We start from the raw sequence: 13,963 nt of genomic DNA on the forward strand, positions 1-13,963 counted from the left end.
TCCGATCGCCGCTGCTGAACCGGTCCGAGCCCGGACCGTGACCGAATCTCCCCCAGGATGTGATCTGCGTCCCGGGGGAGAGTCATTTATGCAGGTCACAGCACTTTTGGGGTTAAACCCCAGGTCGAAAGACCTGTCCATTTCGTGACGTAATGCACTGACAGCAGGCGCGGGTACAGGCCAAGCTGATGTAGGAAGTCGGGGGATCGATTGAAACCGGGAGTATGTCAGTGAGCGCCATGTCATTTGCCCTGTTGCTGACCACCGCCGCTGCCACGGCCGTCGGCGCCGCTGCCCTGCACGCCGCTCACGGGCTGCGCAAGCAGGTCGCGGCCCTGCGTACGGAGCTGTCCGAGGGCCGGGCCCTCGACGCGACCGTGCCACCGCAGTCCCGCAGCACCGTCACTCCGGCCGAGGAGATACGCGCGGCCGTCTCCGAAGCGCTCGCCGAGGAGCGGGAGCGCGAGCTCGCCGAGGCGCGGGCCTTCTGGGCCGCCCAGGAAGCCCGCGACGCCGCCGATGCCCCGTCCCTGCTGGGCGGAATGAACGCGCTCGGCGACGACTCCCCCTTCTACCTCCCCCGCCAGGCGGACTTCGCCGGTCTTGAGGCGATGGACCTGGAGGCCACCGAGGCACTGGAGGAGCTGGCGGCCCTGAGCGAGCGGCCGTCCGCCGAGTACGAGTCGGCCGACCTCAGCGACCTGCCCGAGATCGCGGAGTTCGCCGAGTTCGCCGACGACTCCCCCGAGCTCGCCGCGGCCCGCCGCCGTCATCCCTCGCACCCCGACTTCGTCCCCGTACAGACCCCCGTCGTCACCGACCACGAGCGCACCGTGAGCCGTCTGGAGGAGCTCGCCGACACCGCCACCGTGCTCACCGACGTACGCCCCGGACCGCTGGGCACGCTCGATGTGTATGTCTTCGCCGACGGCACCACGCTCTGCATGACCCCGGGCCACCGTGAGACGGCGGAACGCCTCGCCGACGCGCTGCGGGCGGGCCGGCGGCCGGTGCTGCTGGGCGGCTCCGGTGTCTCCGGCGCCTATGCGCTGACGTTCTCGTGCGGTGAGGACAACGTCTACATCCTCGCGGACCGCGTCATCGCCTCGTTCTGACGAGCTCGCACACGGCGCGGGTCCCTACGCGAACGCCCGCGCCGCCGCCTCTTCCACGAATCGCACGGCCTCGTCCAGCTCCGCGGACGGGGCCGTTACCAGTGCCGCGGCCAGATCGCGTCCCGCCACGGTGAGCTGATCACCGACGACGAACATCCCGGCGTCGGGCACGAGGTACGGCTCCCGGCCCGGGCGCTCGATGCGCTGGGCCCGTACGGCCAGTTCCCTGGCGGCGGCCAGCGCCTCGGCGGCCGCGCCGCGCTGGAGCCGGCTCTGCGGGGCGGCCCGCAGACGGTCGGCGAATCGGTCCACGGCAGCGGTCAGGGGCGTCGTATCGAGCACCCGGCCGACCCTACGCGCCCTTCCCGGACGGTTGCCAACGGGCCAGGATCCGGATCCCTCGGCGCACCGGTCCCGAGTCTCCGGCCGACCCCACGCCGTCACGGGCTCCGCGCCGTCACAGCGATCCGCGCCGTCACGGGAAACGGAACGGCCCGCAGGCGGTGAGCCTGCGGGCCGTTCCGATTCGTGCGGGAGCTACGCGCCGTGGTCAGTCGTCCCCGTTGAGGATGGACAGCAGACGCAGCATCTCCAGGTAGATCCACACCAGGGTCATGGTGAGGCCGAAGGCCGCCAGCCAGGACTCCTCGCGCGGTGCGCCGAAGGCGACGCCGTCCTCGACCTGCTTGAAGTCCAGGGCCAGGAAGCACGCGCCGAGGATGATGCCGATGACACCGAAGAGGATGCCGAGGCCGCCGCTGCGGAAGCCGAGGCCGTCACCGCCGCCGAACACCGAGAACAGCAGGTTGACCATCATCAGGAGCACGAAGCCCATGGCCGCGGCCATCACGAAGCCGTAGAAGCGGCGGGTGACGCGGATCCAGCGCATCTTGTACGCGATGAGCACACCGGCGAAGACACACATGGTGCCCATCACCGCCTGCATCACCGTGCCGGGGCCGATGTAGGTGCTGACCGCGCTGGAGATCACACCGAGGAAGACACCCTCGAAGGCGGCGTACGCGAGGATCAGCGCCGGGACCGGCTTGCGCTTGAAGGACTGCACGAGCGACAGGACGAACGCCACGAGGGCGGCGCCGATCGCGATGCCGTAGGACTTGCCGAGGTTCGCCTCGTCGACCGGCAGCAGCGCCCAGGAGAGCGCCGCGCCGAGGACGACGGTGCCCAGCGTCATCGCGGTGCGGGTGACGACGTCGTCGATCGTCATCGCGCCGGAGCGCGCGGGCGCCTGGGGGGCGCCGTACTGGACGTCCTGCTGCGCGTAGGGGTTGGTCGCGTACGGGTTGGCGGCGGTGCCCTGCGCGTACGGGTTGGTTCCCGCTGCGGGGGCCCCGGCCTGCGGCGCCGTGTTGAAGCCGGCGGAACCGTTGTCGCGGCTGAACCCCCGTCGCGAGAAGACCGGGTTGCTGCTCCTCATTGCTCTCCTCCATGGCCACACTGCGTGGCCTTGCGACAAGAGTAATGGGTGGGCAAAGGAATCACCCTAGTGCCCGGGGAGGATCTTTATGGAAGTTGATCGCTGAAGTATTCTGCGGTCGCCCGGCGCGCCCACCGACGGCGGTGGTGGTGCCCGGAGCCGGACTCGAACCGGCACGCCCCCGAGGGGCAGCGAGGTTTAAGCTCGCCGTGTCTGCGTTCCACCATCCGGGCCTTGGCGCGCGGCTCCGCGTTGGCACATGACCCTATCCGGGGCCGTCCCCCGATCAGCGGAACCGTGGCTCGATGTTGTCTTATTTTATTGACCGTTTGAGGGTCCGTCAGCACATCTGGGCGCGCTGACCACACGCCCGCCCGGGGTGACGGGCCGGTAGCCCACCGTGTGGGAATGACGGAAAGTCGCCGCACTCGTACGGCCCAATGCGCCAGGGGCACGCCACGCTCCGCCAGGGCCCCGCCACCCCTCCGGTCCGAGGGCCACCACCCCTCCGGTCCAAGGGCCGCCGCGGGCCCGGTCCGAGGGCCGCCGCCGGACCCTGTCCATGGTGCGGCTCAGGGTCGGTGTCATACCCGAGGAGGACGCCACCACCCCGTCGGTGCGACTCAAGACGGCCACAGGAACGGGCACGGGGGCTGACGCCCGGCGGCGATACGGCCGTGACGATGGAGGTGTCCCCGAAGGAACCCCGCACCACCCCATCAGGAGCGTCCCTGTGATCACCACCCCCACCGTTCACCGCGCCACCGCGGTGGCTGCCCGCGCCACGGAGCTGTCGAAGGTCTACGGGCAGGGTGAGACCCAGGTGGTCGCCCTCGACCGGGTGACCGTGGACTTCCCGCAGGGCGAGTTCACCGCGATCATGGGCCCCTCGGGCTCCGGCAAGTCCACACTGATGCACTGCGTGGCGGGTCTCGACAGCTTCAGCAGCGGCTCCGTCCGCATCGGCGAGACCGAGCTGGGCTCCCTCAAGGACAAGCAGCTCACCCAGCTGCGCCGGGACAAGATCGGTTTCATCTTCCAGGCGTTCAACCTGCTGCCGACGCTGACGGCGCTGGAGAACATCACTCTCCCGATGGACATCGCGGGCCGTAAGCCCGACGCCGCGTGGCTGCAGAAGGTCATCGACATGGTGGGGCTGTCCGAGCGGCTGAAGCACCGGCCGACCGAGCTCTCCGGCGGCCAGCAGCAGCGTGTCGCCGTGGCCCGCGCCCTGGCCTCGCAGCCCGAGATCATCTTCGGCGACGAGCCGACCGGGAACCTGGACTCCCGCTCCGGCGCCGAGGTGCTCGGCTTCCTGCGCAACTCGGTGCGCGAGCTCGGCCAGACCGTGGTGATGGTGACCCACGACCCGGTGGCCGCCTCCTACGCGGACCGGGTCATCTTCCTCGCGGACGGCGCGATCGTCGACCAGATGCTGCACCCCACCGCGGACGGGGTCCTCGACCGGATGAAGGCGTTCGACGCGAAGGGCCGCACCAGCTGACGTAACCGGCTGCCGCCCCCCGTCCCCCTTCCGGAACCCATCCCAGGACTACAGACATGTTCCGTACCGCCCTGCGCAATGTGCTCGCGCACAAGGCCAGGCTGCTGATGACCGTGCTCGCCGTCATGCTCGGCGTAGCCTTCGTCTCCGGCACCCTGGTCTTCACCGACACCCTCGGCAACGCCTTCCGCAACCAGTCGGCCAAGAGCTACGACAACGTCGCCGTCGCCGTCAGCACCTACGCCGACCAGCGCGACGACAAGGCCCAAGGCATCGACGACGCCACCCTGAAGAAGATCGAGGACCTGGACGGCGTGGCGAGCGCCACCGGCCGGGTCTCGGGCTTCGCCGGGGTCGCCGACCCCGACGGCAAGCTCATCGGCAACGGCTGGTCCAACACCGGGGCCAACTTCGCCCCCGGCAAGGACGGCAAGGACGCCGCGTACACCTTCACCGAGGGCACCGGCCCGGCGAAGGACGGCACCATCGCGCTGGACAAGGACACCGCGCGCAAGGGCGAGTACAGCGTCGGCGACCCGGTGCGGGTCGCCACCAACGGGCCGGTGAAGGAGTACACCCTCTCCGGTGTCTTCACCACCGAGGACGGCGCGGTCAACGCGGGCGGCAGCCTGGTCCTGTTCGACACCGCGTCCGCGCAGAAGCTCTACCTCAAGCCCGGCGTCTTCAGGGACGTCACCGTGGCCGCCGAGGCCGGCGCCTCGGACCGGAAGCTGCTGTCGGCGGTGAAGCCGCTGCTGCCCAAGGACGCCTCCGCCCAGACCGGCGCCGAGCTCGCCGACGAGCAGGCCGAGCAGATCGAGAGCGGCCTCGGGGCCCTCAACGGGATGCTGCTCGCCTTCGCCGGCATCGCCCTCTTCGTCGGCATCTTCCTGATCGCCAACACCTTCACCATGCTGGTGGCCCAGCGCACCAAGGAACTGGCCCTGATGCGGGCCGTCGGCGCCTCCCGCGGCCAGGTGAAGCGTTCCGTCCTGCTCGAAGCGGCCGTGGTCGGCGCGATCGCCTCGGTGATCGGCTTCGTGCTGGGTCTCGGCCTCGCCATCGGTCTGCGCTCCGCGATGAGCCTGCTCGGCGGGAAGATCCCCGCCGGCCCGCTGGTCGTCTCCCCGACCGCGGTCGCCGCGGCCTTCACGGTCGGCATCGTGATCACCGTGCTCGCCGCCTGGCTGCCCGCCCGCCGGGCCGCGAAGATCGCGCCGGTGGCGGCGATGAGCAGTGTGCACGCGGTGGCCACCACCAAGTCCCTGGTCGTACGGAACTCGATCGGCGGTGTGCTCGGCCTGATCGGCGCGGCGGCCATCGTCGCCGGGGCCTCCTCGGGCGGCACGAACGGCCGCTACACCGTCGCGGCCGGCGCCTTCTTCGCCCTGATCGCCGTCATCGTGCTCATCCCGCTGCTGTCGCGGCCGGTGATCGCACTGGTGCGGCCGCTGCTGATGAAGCTGTTCGGCGTCTCCGGGAAGCTGGCCGCGCAGAACTCCGTCCGTAACCCCCGGCGTACCGGGGCCACTGCCTCCGCGCTGGCGATCGGGCTGACCCTCGTCACCGGGATCTCGGTGCTCGGCGTCACGCTCGGCCAGGCGGTCGACCGGATGACGACGGACAACATCAAGGCCGACTACATGGTCTCGATGGCCAGCGGTGACGCGCTGGACCAGTCGGCGCTCAGCGCCCTGGAGAAGGCCGACGGGGTCACCGCGGTCTCCCCGCAGCAGGCCTCCTCGCTGTGGATCGGTGAGGACTACCACTCGGCCTCCGGAGTGACCCCCGGTGATGTGGAGAAGCTCTTCTCGCTGAAGACGGTCTCCGGCTCGCTGGGCTCGCTGAACGACGGCGAGATCGCGGTCGGCAGCAAGACCGCGAAGTCGAACGGCTGGAAGACCGGCGACACCGTCGCGGTGAAGTTCGAGGACGAGAAGAAGGGCGAGCTGAAGATCGGCGCCCTCTACGAGGAGAACGAATTCCTCTCGCCGTTCCTGCTGCCGAAGGACATCGTCAGCAAGCACACCCCGCTGGCGGACATCCGCGAGATCTGGCTCAAGATGGACGGCGGCGGCACCCAGGCCAACGAGCAGGCCCTGGTGGACGCGCTGGGTGACAACCCGGCGATGAGCATCATGGACCGGGCCGACATCCGGGACATGTTCGGCGGCTTCGTCAACATCGCGCTGAACATCATGTACGGGCTGCTGGCGATGGCCCTGATCATCGCGGTGCTGGGTGTCATCAACACCCTGGCGATGTCGGTGTTCGAGCGTCAGCAGGAGATCGGCATGCTGCGGGCGATCGGCCTCGACCGGGGCCGGGTCAAGCGCATGATCCGTCTGGAGGCCGTGGTCATCTCGGTCTTCGGCGCGGTGATCGGCGTCGCGCTCGGTACGTTCCTGGGCTGGGCCATCGGCCGTACCCTGGCCGCTGACATCCCCAACTACAGCCTGGTCATCCCGTGGGACCGCCTCGCGCTGTTCCTCGTGCTCGCCGGTCTGGTGGGCGTGCTGGCCTCGCTGTGGCCGGCCCGCAGCGCCGCGAAGCTGAACATGCTGACGGCGATCAAGACCGAGTAGCGCCCGCCGGGGACCCGGACGGAGGGGAGGGGCCGGTGACCGCGCGACGCGGTCACCGGCCCCTCCCCTTCTTTCCGTCTCCGTACCGGGCCGTCGGGCCGGCCGCTCCGTGCGCGGGCCTCAGTTCCCGGCCGCGGCCGTCCACTCGCGGGAGCGCAACGGCATGCGGACGGCGCCGCCCTCCTCCGGGCGGACCACGAGGATCTGGTTGACGCCGATCTTGTTGTGCTCGAAGGAGAGCGCGGAGGCGGCCATGTAGAGCCGCCAGACCCTGGCCCGTCCGGGCGAGGTGGCCCGTACCGCCCGCTCCCAGTGCTCCTCCAGGTTGGCAACCCAGCGGCGCAGGGTGAGCGCGTAGTGCTCGCGGATGGCCTCGACGTCGCGGACCTCGAACCCGGCCTCCTCAAGGGTGGCGGTCGTCCGGCCCACCGGGGCGAGTTCGCCGTCGGGGAAGACGTACGCGTCGATGAACTCGTCGATGCGGTAGGCGTCCTCGTCCTTCTCCGGGCGGCGGGCGATCTGGTGGTTGAGGAGCCGGCCGCCGGGCCGCAGGAGCGCGTAGAGGTCGTCGGCGTACTCGCGGTAGCGGACGGAGCCGACGTGCTCGGCCATCCCGATCGAGGAGATGGCGTCGTACGGGCCGTCCCTGACATCCCGGTAGTCCTGGACCCGGATCTCTATCCGGTCGGTCAGCCCCTCCCCGGCGATGCGCTTCCTGGCGTACGCGGCCTGTTCGGTGGAGAGGGTCACCCCGGTGACCCGGGCGCCGTACTCCCGGGCCGCGTGGATGGCCATGGAGCCCCAGCCGCAGCCGACGTCCAGGAGACGGTCGCCCTCCTTCAGCGCGAGCTTGCGGCAGACCAGGTCGAGCTTGTCGCGCTGGGCCTCCTCCAGGGTGCTGCCCTCGTCCCAGTAGGCGCAGGAGTAGACCATGGACGGGCCGAGGACCAGTTCGTAGAAGTCGTTGCCGACGTCGTAGTGGTGGCTGATGGCCCTCTTGTCGCGCCGCTTGGTGTGTATGGCACCGGTACGGCGGCGGACCTCCTCGGCGGGCGGGGCCGGCGGGGGCCAGGGACCGGCCAGTTCGACGAGCCCGCGGGCGAAGGCCCGGACCTTCGGGTCGCGGACCGGGTGCAGGGAGGCCTCGGCGTCGACGTCGCGTTCCCACAGCAGGGCGGCGAGGTGGTCCAGGGCCTCGTACAGATTGCCGTCGACGTCGATCTCCCCGGCCACCCAGGCGCGGGCCAGGCCCAGCTCGCCCGGCTTCCACAGGAGCCTGCGCAGGGCCCGGCGGTGCCGGATCACCAGGGCGGGGGCACCCGGCGGGCCGGATTCGCTGCCGTCCCAGGCCCGGATGCGGACCGGTAGGGGTTCTCCCAGCAACTCTTCGGCGAGAGCGGTCAGCCGCGATGCGGCGTCTGCCATGGCGCACACCTCCGTGGTGGTGTTTCCCAAACATGCCAAAATTCGCATAACCATGCTCTTGACCCCGTCACGACACCTCGGGTGCCGCGACGGGATACACCTGCGTCAACTGTCTCCGGAGCGCCGGCCATCCCGCTACAGGGCAACGGATCGGCAAAGCACGTGTACGCAGCACGCATGTACACGTGTCAGGAACGTCACCGGCCCCGGACCCGGGACGGCGTCCGGACATGCCGAAGGGGCCGTCCGCACCACGGATGGCGGACGGCCCCTTCGGGCATCGTGCGGGAGGATCCGGCGGACCGGAACCGGTGGAGCCGGTGCCGACGGCGTCCGCCCGCTGCGGGGCGGAGCTGCCGGCAAGAGCGCTAGGAGGCCTTGGCCTTCTCGCCCTCGGCCTTGGCGGCGGCCGGAGCCGGAGCCGGCTTGGCGGCCTCGTAGAACTCCTCGCGCGGCGTCTCCATGGCGCCGAGCGAGACGACCTCGCGCTTGAGGAACATCGCCAGGGTCCAGTCGGCGAAGATCCGGATCTTACGGTTCCAGGTCGGCATCGCCATGCCGTGGTAGCCGCGGTGCATGTACCAGGCGAGACGGCCCTTGAGCTTGATCTTCACCTTGCCCATGACGATCATCGCGACGCCCTTGTGCAGGCCGAGACCGGCGACCGCACCCTTGTTGGCGTGGCTGTACTCCTTCTGCGGGAAGCCCCGCATGCCGGAGATGACGTTGTCGCCGAGGACCTTGGCCTGACGCAGCGCGTGCTGGGCGTTGGGCGGGCACCAGGCGTTCGGGTTGCCGGCCTTGCGGCCGACCAGGTCCGGAACCTGGGCGTTGTCGCCGGCGGCCCAGATGTAGTCGGTGCCCTGCACCTGGAGCTTCTCGGAGGTGTCCACGTGGCCGCGCGGGCCGAGCGGCAGACCGAAGCGGGCCAGTGCCGGGTTCGGCTTCACACCGGCCGTCCACACGATGGTGCTGGAGTCGACCTCAAGGCCGTTCTTCAGCACGACACGGCCGTCCACGCAGGAGTCCATGGAGGTGGAGAGGTAGATCTCCACGCCGCGGCTCTCCAGGTGCTCCTTGCCGTAGGCGCCCAGCTTCGGGCCGACCTCGGGAAGAATCTTGTCCGCGGCGTCGACGAGGATGAAGCGCATGTCCTCGCGCTTCACGTTCGTGTAGTACTTCGCCGCGTCACGGGCCATGTCCTCGACCTCGCCGATGGTCTCCGCACCGGCGAAACCGCCGCCCACGAAGACGAACGTCAGCGCCTTGCGGCGGACGTCCTCATCGGTCGTGGAGTCAGCCTTGTCCAGCTGCTCCAGGACGTGGTTGCGCAGACCGATGGACTCCTCGATGCCCTTCATGCCGATGCCCTGCTCGGCGAGGCCGGGGATCGGGAAGGTGCGGGAGACCGCGCCCATCGCGATGACCAGGTAGTCGAAGGGCAGCTCGTAGGCCTCGCCGACGAGCGGCGCGACCGTGGCGACCTTGCGGTCCTGGTCAATGGTCGTGACACGACCGGTGAGAACCTCAGCCTTGGGCAGCACGCGTCGCAGCGGGACGACGACATGCCGAGGCGAGATGCTGCCGGCAGCAGCTTCGGGGAGGAAGGGCTGGTACGTCATGTACGAGCGCGGGTCGACGACCGTGACGGTCGCCTCTCCGTAGCGCATCTTCTTGAGAATGCGTCGAGCTGCGTACAGGCCTACGTACCCACCGCCTACAACGAGGATCCTGGGACGCTCCGTGGTGCTCATGCCATCGAGTATCCACCCCCCTCAGAGGGGGAGCTCGTGAGCCCCTTCACAAGGTTCGGAGTCACCTCTGCTACACTTCGCCGCCCACGTGACCGAGGTCATGGCGCCGCCGGGGAACCAGGCGTCCGCGGCGAACGTTGTTCACCGCTTGTGAGCTGGCCCTTGACCGTCCGCGCGAGGGGAACCAGGGCCGGGATTCATCCGCGCGCAACACCCCCGGAACATGCCCGCACACCCGCCGCGGGGCACCGCGGACCACCTGCACAGCCCCTTGGGCGCCGAACTGCGTCCAACAGGGCCGAATTCCTTGTGAAGAAGTTCACGAACTTGGTCGCGGCGCGCCCGCGAAGGGGTCCCCGGAAGGGCTTCCGGGGACCCGTACGCGGCTCAAAAGTGCAGACGGGAATGCGTATGAGCAGGTGCGCGGGGGGGGCGTGAGCAGAGGTACGGGGCGGGCGCCGGGCTCAGTGGCCGGACGCGGCCGACCACGCGATGCCGTCCAGGATGTCGTGCTCGCTGACGACGACCTCCCGGGCGCCGGTCCGCTTCATCACGGCGAGCAGGACGAGCGCTCCGGCGGTGATCACATCGACCCGGCCCGGGTGCATCGCGGGAATCGCGGCGCGCTCCTCGTGCGTCGAGGCGAGCAGGCGTCCGGTGATCTCCTCGACCCGCTCGAACGGGATCCGGGAGTGGTGGATCGCGGCGGAGTCGTACTCCGTGAGCCCCAGGGCGATCGCCGCCACCGTGGTGACCGTCCCGGCCAGGCCGACGAGCGTGGCGGCCCCGCCGAGCGGCACGGTCTCCTCCGCGAGGTCCAGGGCCGCGTCGATGTCCGCGCGGATCGCGGTGATCCGGCCGAGCGTGGGCGGGTCGACGACGGCGCCCTCGTGCACGAGGTGGCGCTCCGTCATCCGGACGCAGCCGATGTCCACGGAGCGGGCCGCGCGGACCTCGTCGTCCCCGACGACGAACTCCGTGGAGCCGCCGCCGATGTCCACCACGAGATAGGGCTTGGCGAAGTGGTCGCCGCCGACCAGTTCCTTCGTGGCGCCGGTGAAGGAGAGCTCGGCCTCCTGGTCACCGCTGATCACCTCCGGCTCGACGCCCAGGATGTCCAGGACACCGGTGACGAACTCGTCGCTGTTCTCGGCGTCGCGCGAGGCGGAGGTGGCGACGAAGCGGACGCGTTCGGCGCCGAGCTCCTTGATCACCGCCGCGTACTCGCGGCAGGCCGCGAAGGTGCGTTCCAGCGCGTCGGGGGCGAGCCTGCCGGTCCGGTCGACGCCCTGGCCGAGGCGGACGATCTGCATCCGCCGGTCGAGCTCGACGATCTCGCCGGTGGCGGGGTCCGCGTCGGCGACGAGCAGACGGATGGAGTTCGTACCGCAGTCGACGGCGGCGACCCGGGTCACCGGCCCGTCCCCCCGTCGGCGCCGTCCGCCCCGGACGCCTCGCACGGTGTGACGCACGGGCCCTTCGCCCACCACTCGGGCAGCATCGCGATCGCCTCGTCGCCCAGCGGGTTCACCCCGGGGCCCGCGGCCAGCGAGTGGCCGACCAGGACGTGCAGGCACTTCACCCGGTCCGGCATGCCGCCCGCGCTGGGGAAGCCCTCCAGGACCTCGATGGCGTCGCGGCGGGCGATGTAGTCCTCGTGCGCCCGGCGGTAGGCCGCCGCCAGCTCGGGGTCCGTCTGGAGACGCTCGGTCATCTCCTTCATGACCCCGTTGGCCTCCAGCGTCCCGATCGCCGACGCCGCGCGCGGACAGGTGAGGTAGTACGTCGTCGGGAACGGCGTGCCGTCCTCCAGACGGGGCTGCGTCTCGACCACGTCCGGGTTGCCGCACGGGCAGCGGTGCGCGATGGCCCGCAGACCGCGCGGCGGGCGGCCGAGCTGCTGCTCGAACGCGGCGATGTCCGCGTCGGTGGGCTTGGTGGACTCGGTCTGCGGAGGGGGCGTTTCCATGCCTGCCTTGGTTCTGCTCGAAGGTTCTGCTCGACAAGACGCTGCTTGAAGGCTCTGCTCGACGGTGCTGTTCAGGGGTGCGGGTCAGTCGCGGTCGGCGCTGTCCACGCCGTCCCAGAGGTTCGAGTGCCAGGGGCGGTCCGCCGCGCCCGGCTCTCCGCGGCGGTCCTCGGCCGCGTCGGGGTCGGCCACGGTGTAGCCGGTCTCCCCGGGGAGTACGTAATGGAGGTGCTCACGGGCCAGCCGCATGATGTACGCGTCGTCCTGGAGCCGCGCCTTCTCGTCGCGCAGCTCCTCGGTGCGCCGGCCCGCCTCCTGGGAGAGCCGCTCCTGGTCGGCGATGTCGTCGCGCTGGGAGACGTACTGCCGCATGGGGTACGCGAGCGCGACCACCAGGGAACAGACGACCAGGGCCAGGAAGGCGGCCCGGCCGGTGAGCCGGGAGCGGCGGGCCTGCCGGCGGTTCTGGGAACGGTAGACGCGGGCCGCGGTCTGCTCGCCGAGCAGTCGCAGCCTGGTCGAGGTGGAGAACCGGTCGCGGTCCTTCCCGGCCATGTCTCCCGCCTCCCCATTACGCACGTCCGTCCCCGCACACGGTACGGGACCGAGTGCGGGGACGGACGGAGGCTGGTGCACCGAACCACCGAAGGGCCGGTGACCGGCCCCCGGGTGCCGGGATGTCAGCCCTTGAAGCGCGGGAACGCCGAGCGGCCCGCGTACACCGCGGCGTCGTCGAGGATCTCCTCGATGCGCAGCAGCTGGTTGTACTTGGCGACACGGTCCGAGCGGGCCGGGGCGCCGGTCTTGATCTGGCCGCAGTTCACGGCGACGGCGAGGTCGGCGATGGTGACGTCCTCGGTCTCACCGGAACGGTGCGACATCATGCACTTGAAGCCGTTGCGCTGGGCCAGCTCGACGGCGTCCAGGGTCTCGGTCAGCGAACCGATCTGGTTGACCTTGACGAGCAGGGCGTTCGCGGAGCCCTCCTCGATGCCGCGGGCCAGGCGCTCCGGGTTGGTGACGAAGAGGTCGTCGCCGACGATCTGCACCTTGGCGCCGAGCTTGTCGGTGATGACCTTCCAGCCGGCCCAGTCGTCCTCGTACAGCGGGTCCTCGATGGAGACCAGCGGGTACGCGGAGACGAGCTCCTCGTAGTACTCGGTCATCTCGGCGGCCGAGCGGGACTTGCCCTCGAACTCGTAGCTGCCGTCCTTGTAGAACTCGGACGCGGCGACGTCGAGCGCGAGCGCGATATCGCGGCCGGGGACGTAACCGGCCTCCTTGATGGCCTCGACGATGAGGTCCAGGGCGGCGCGGTTGGACTCCAGGTTCGGGGCGAAGCCGCCCTCGTCACCGAGTCCGGTGGACAGGCCCTTGGTCTTCAGGACCTTCTTCAGGGTGTGGTAGATCTCCGCGCCCCAGCGCAGGGCCTCGGAGAAGGACTCCGCGCCGATCGGCGCGATCATGAACTCCTGGATGTCCACGTTGGAGTCGGCGTGCGAGCCGCCGTTCAGGATGTTCATCATCGGAACGGGCAGCAGGTGCGCGTTCGGGCCGCCGAGGTAGCGGAAGAGCGGCAGGTCGGACGCCTCGGACGCGGCGTGGGCGACGGCCAGCGAGACACCGAGGATGGCGTTGGCGCCGAGCGAGGCCTTGTTCTCGGTGGCGTCCAGGTCGAACATCGCCTGGTCGATGAGGCGCTGCTCGGTGGCGTCGTAACCGACGAGCTCCGGGCCGATCTGCTCGATGACGGCGAGGACGGCCTTCTCGACGCCCTTGCCCTGGTAGCGGTTGGGGTCACCGTCGCGAAGCTCAATGGCCTCGAACGCACCGGTGGAGGCGCCGGACGGAACAGCAGCACGTCCCGTGCTGCCGTCGTCGAGGCCAACCTCGACCTCGACCGTGGGGTTGCCCCGGGAGTCGAGGATTTCCCTGGCTACGACGACGTCGATGGACGGCACGAGGCATCTCCTTCTGGGATATGACGCTGGTTGTGCAGGGTCACTGTGGCCTTGCGACACGAGCCTAACCGGCTCGGCCCCGTGGGGCGGCCGACCGCCCGTCTCCTGGGACGAAAAAGGACCCAAGGGCCCGCATACCGGGAGGAAGGTCAAGAAATTTACTGGCTGGTAACTACAGAAGTTGAACGCACGGAGCCGGCCGCGCAGCCAAA

11 protein-coding genes and 1 tRNA gene are annotated in these 13,963 nt (G+C 70.0%); 3 read left to right on the plus strand and 9 right to left on the minus strand.

The features are described 5' to 3' along the window. Window positions 1–224 precede the first annotated feature (224 nt). Window positions 225–1,115 (plus strand): hypothetical protein, encoded by an 891-nt coding sequence (locus OHA98_RS34615; protein ID WP_266931670.1) that lies wholly within the window; start codon window positions 225–227, stop codon window positions 1,113–1,115. A gap of 24 nt (window positions 1,116–1,139) precedes the next feature. Here the strand turns inward: OHA98_RS34615 and OHA98_RS34620 are convergent, their stop codons facing one another. The 3 genes from OHA98_RS34620 to OHA98_RS34630 form a co-directional block, all read right to left on the minus strand. Beyond that, window positions 1,140–1,457 (minus strand): hypothetical protein, encoded by a 318-nt coding sequence (locus OHA98_RS34620; protein WP_266931671.1) that lies wholly within the window; start codon window positions 1,455–1,457, stop codon window positions 1,140–1,142. Window positions 1,458–1,665: 208 nt separating this feature from the next. Beyond that, entirely contained in the window at window positions 1,666–2,553 is an 888-nt protein-coding gene (locus OHA98_RS34625) for a Bax inhibitor-1/YccA family protein (protein WP_266931672.1), read from the minus strand. A 147-nt stretch (window positions 2,554–2,700) separates the two neighbouring features. Further along, window positions 2,701–2,786 (minus strand) — tRNA-Leu (locus OHA98_RS34630). 500 nt (window positions 2,787–3,286) lie between these two features. Between OHA98_RS34630 and OHA98_RS34635 the strand changes: the two genes are divergently transcribed. Both OHA98_RS34635 and OHA98_RS34640 read left to right on the plus strand, forming a co-directional pair. After that, on the plus strand, window positions 3,287–4,057 hold the full coding sequence (locus OHA98_RS34635) for an ABC transporter ATP-binding protein (protein WP_266931673.1): 771 nt from the start codon (window positions 3,287–3,289) through the stop codon (window positions 4,055–4,057). A 56-nt stretch (window positions 4,058–4,113) separates the two neighbouring features. Further along, window positions 4,114–6,642, plus strand: coding sequence for an ABC transporter permease (locus tag OHA98_RS34640; RefSeq protein ID WP_266931674.1), 2,529 nt, complete (start codon window positions 4,114–4,116; stop codon window positions 6,640–6,642). A gap of 120 nt (window positions 6,643–6,762) precedes the next feature. Here the strand turns inward: OHA98_RS34640 and OHA98_RS34645 are convergent, their stop codons facing one another. The 6 genes from OHA98_RS34645 to eno all read right to left on the minus strand — a co-directional run bounded on the left by OHA98_RS34645 (window position 6,763) and on the right by eno (window position 13,751). Next, window positions 6,763–8,067 (minus strand): cyclopropane-fatty-acyl-phospholipid synthase family protein, encoded by a 1,305-nt coding sequence (locus tag OHA98_RS34645; RefSeq protein ID WP_266931675.1) that lies wholly within the window; start codon window positions 8,065–8,067, stop codon window positions 6,763–6,765. Window positions 8,068–8,435: 368 nt separating this feature from the next. Next, entirely contained in the window at window positions 8,436–9,821 is a 1,386-nt protein-coding gene (locus OHA98_RS34650; RefSeq protein ID WP_266931676.1) for an NAD(P)/FAD-dependent oxidoreductase, read from the minus strand. 464 nt (window positions 9,822–10,285) lie between these two features. Continuing rightward, entirely contained in the window at window positions 10,286–11,236 is a 951-nt protein-coding gene (locus OHA98_RS34655; RefSeq protein WP_266931677.1) for a Ppx/GppA phosphatase family protein, read from the minus strand. Beyond that, complete coding sequence (locus OHA98_RS34660; protein WP_266931679.1) at window positions 11,233–11,790, minus strand: DUF501 domain-containing protein; 558 nt, start codon at window positions 11,788–11,790, stop codon at window positions 11,233–11,235. Before OHA98_RS34660 ends, OHA98_RS34655 begins: the two co-directional genes overlap by 4 nt. 84 nt (window positions 11,791–11,874) lie before the next feature. Next, window positions 11,875–12,345, minus strand: coding sequence for a septum formation initiator family protein (locus OHA98_RS34665; protein WP_266931680.1), 471 nt, complete (start codon window positions 12,343–12,345; stop codon window positions 11,875–11,877). 125 nt (window positions 12,346–12,470) lie between these two features. Beyond that, complete coding sequence (gene eno, locus OHA98_RS34670; protein WP_266931681.1) at window positions 12,471–13,751, minus strand: phosphopyruvate hydratase; 1,281 nt, start codon at window positions 13,749–13,751, stop codon at window positions 12,471–12,473. Window positions 13,752–13,963: the final 212 nt, after the last annotated feature.

Origin of the sequence: Streptomyces sp. NBC_00654 (assembly GCF_026341775.1) — a bacterium.
Lineage (GTDB): Bacteria > Actinomycetota > Actinomycetes > Streptomycetales > Streptomycetaceae > Streptomyces.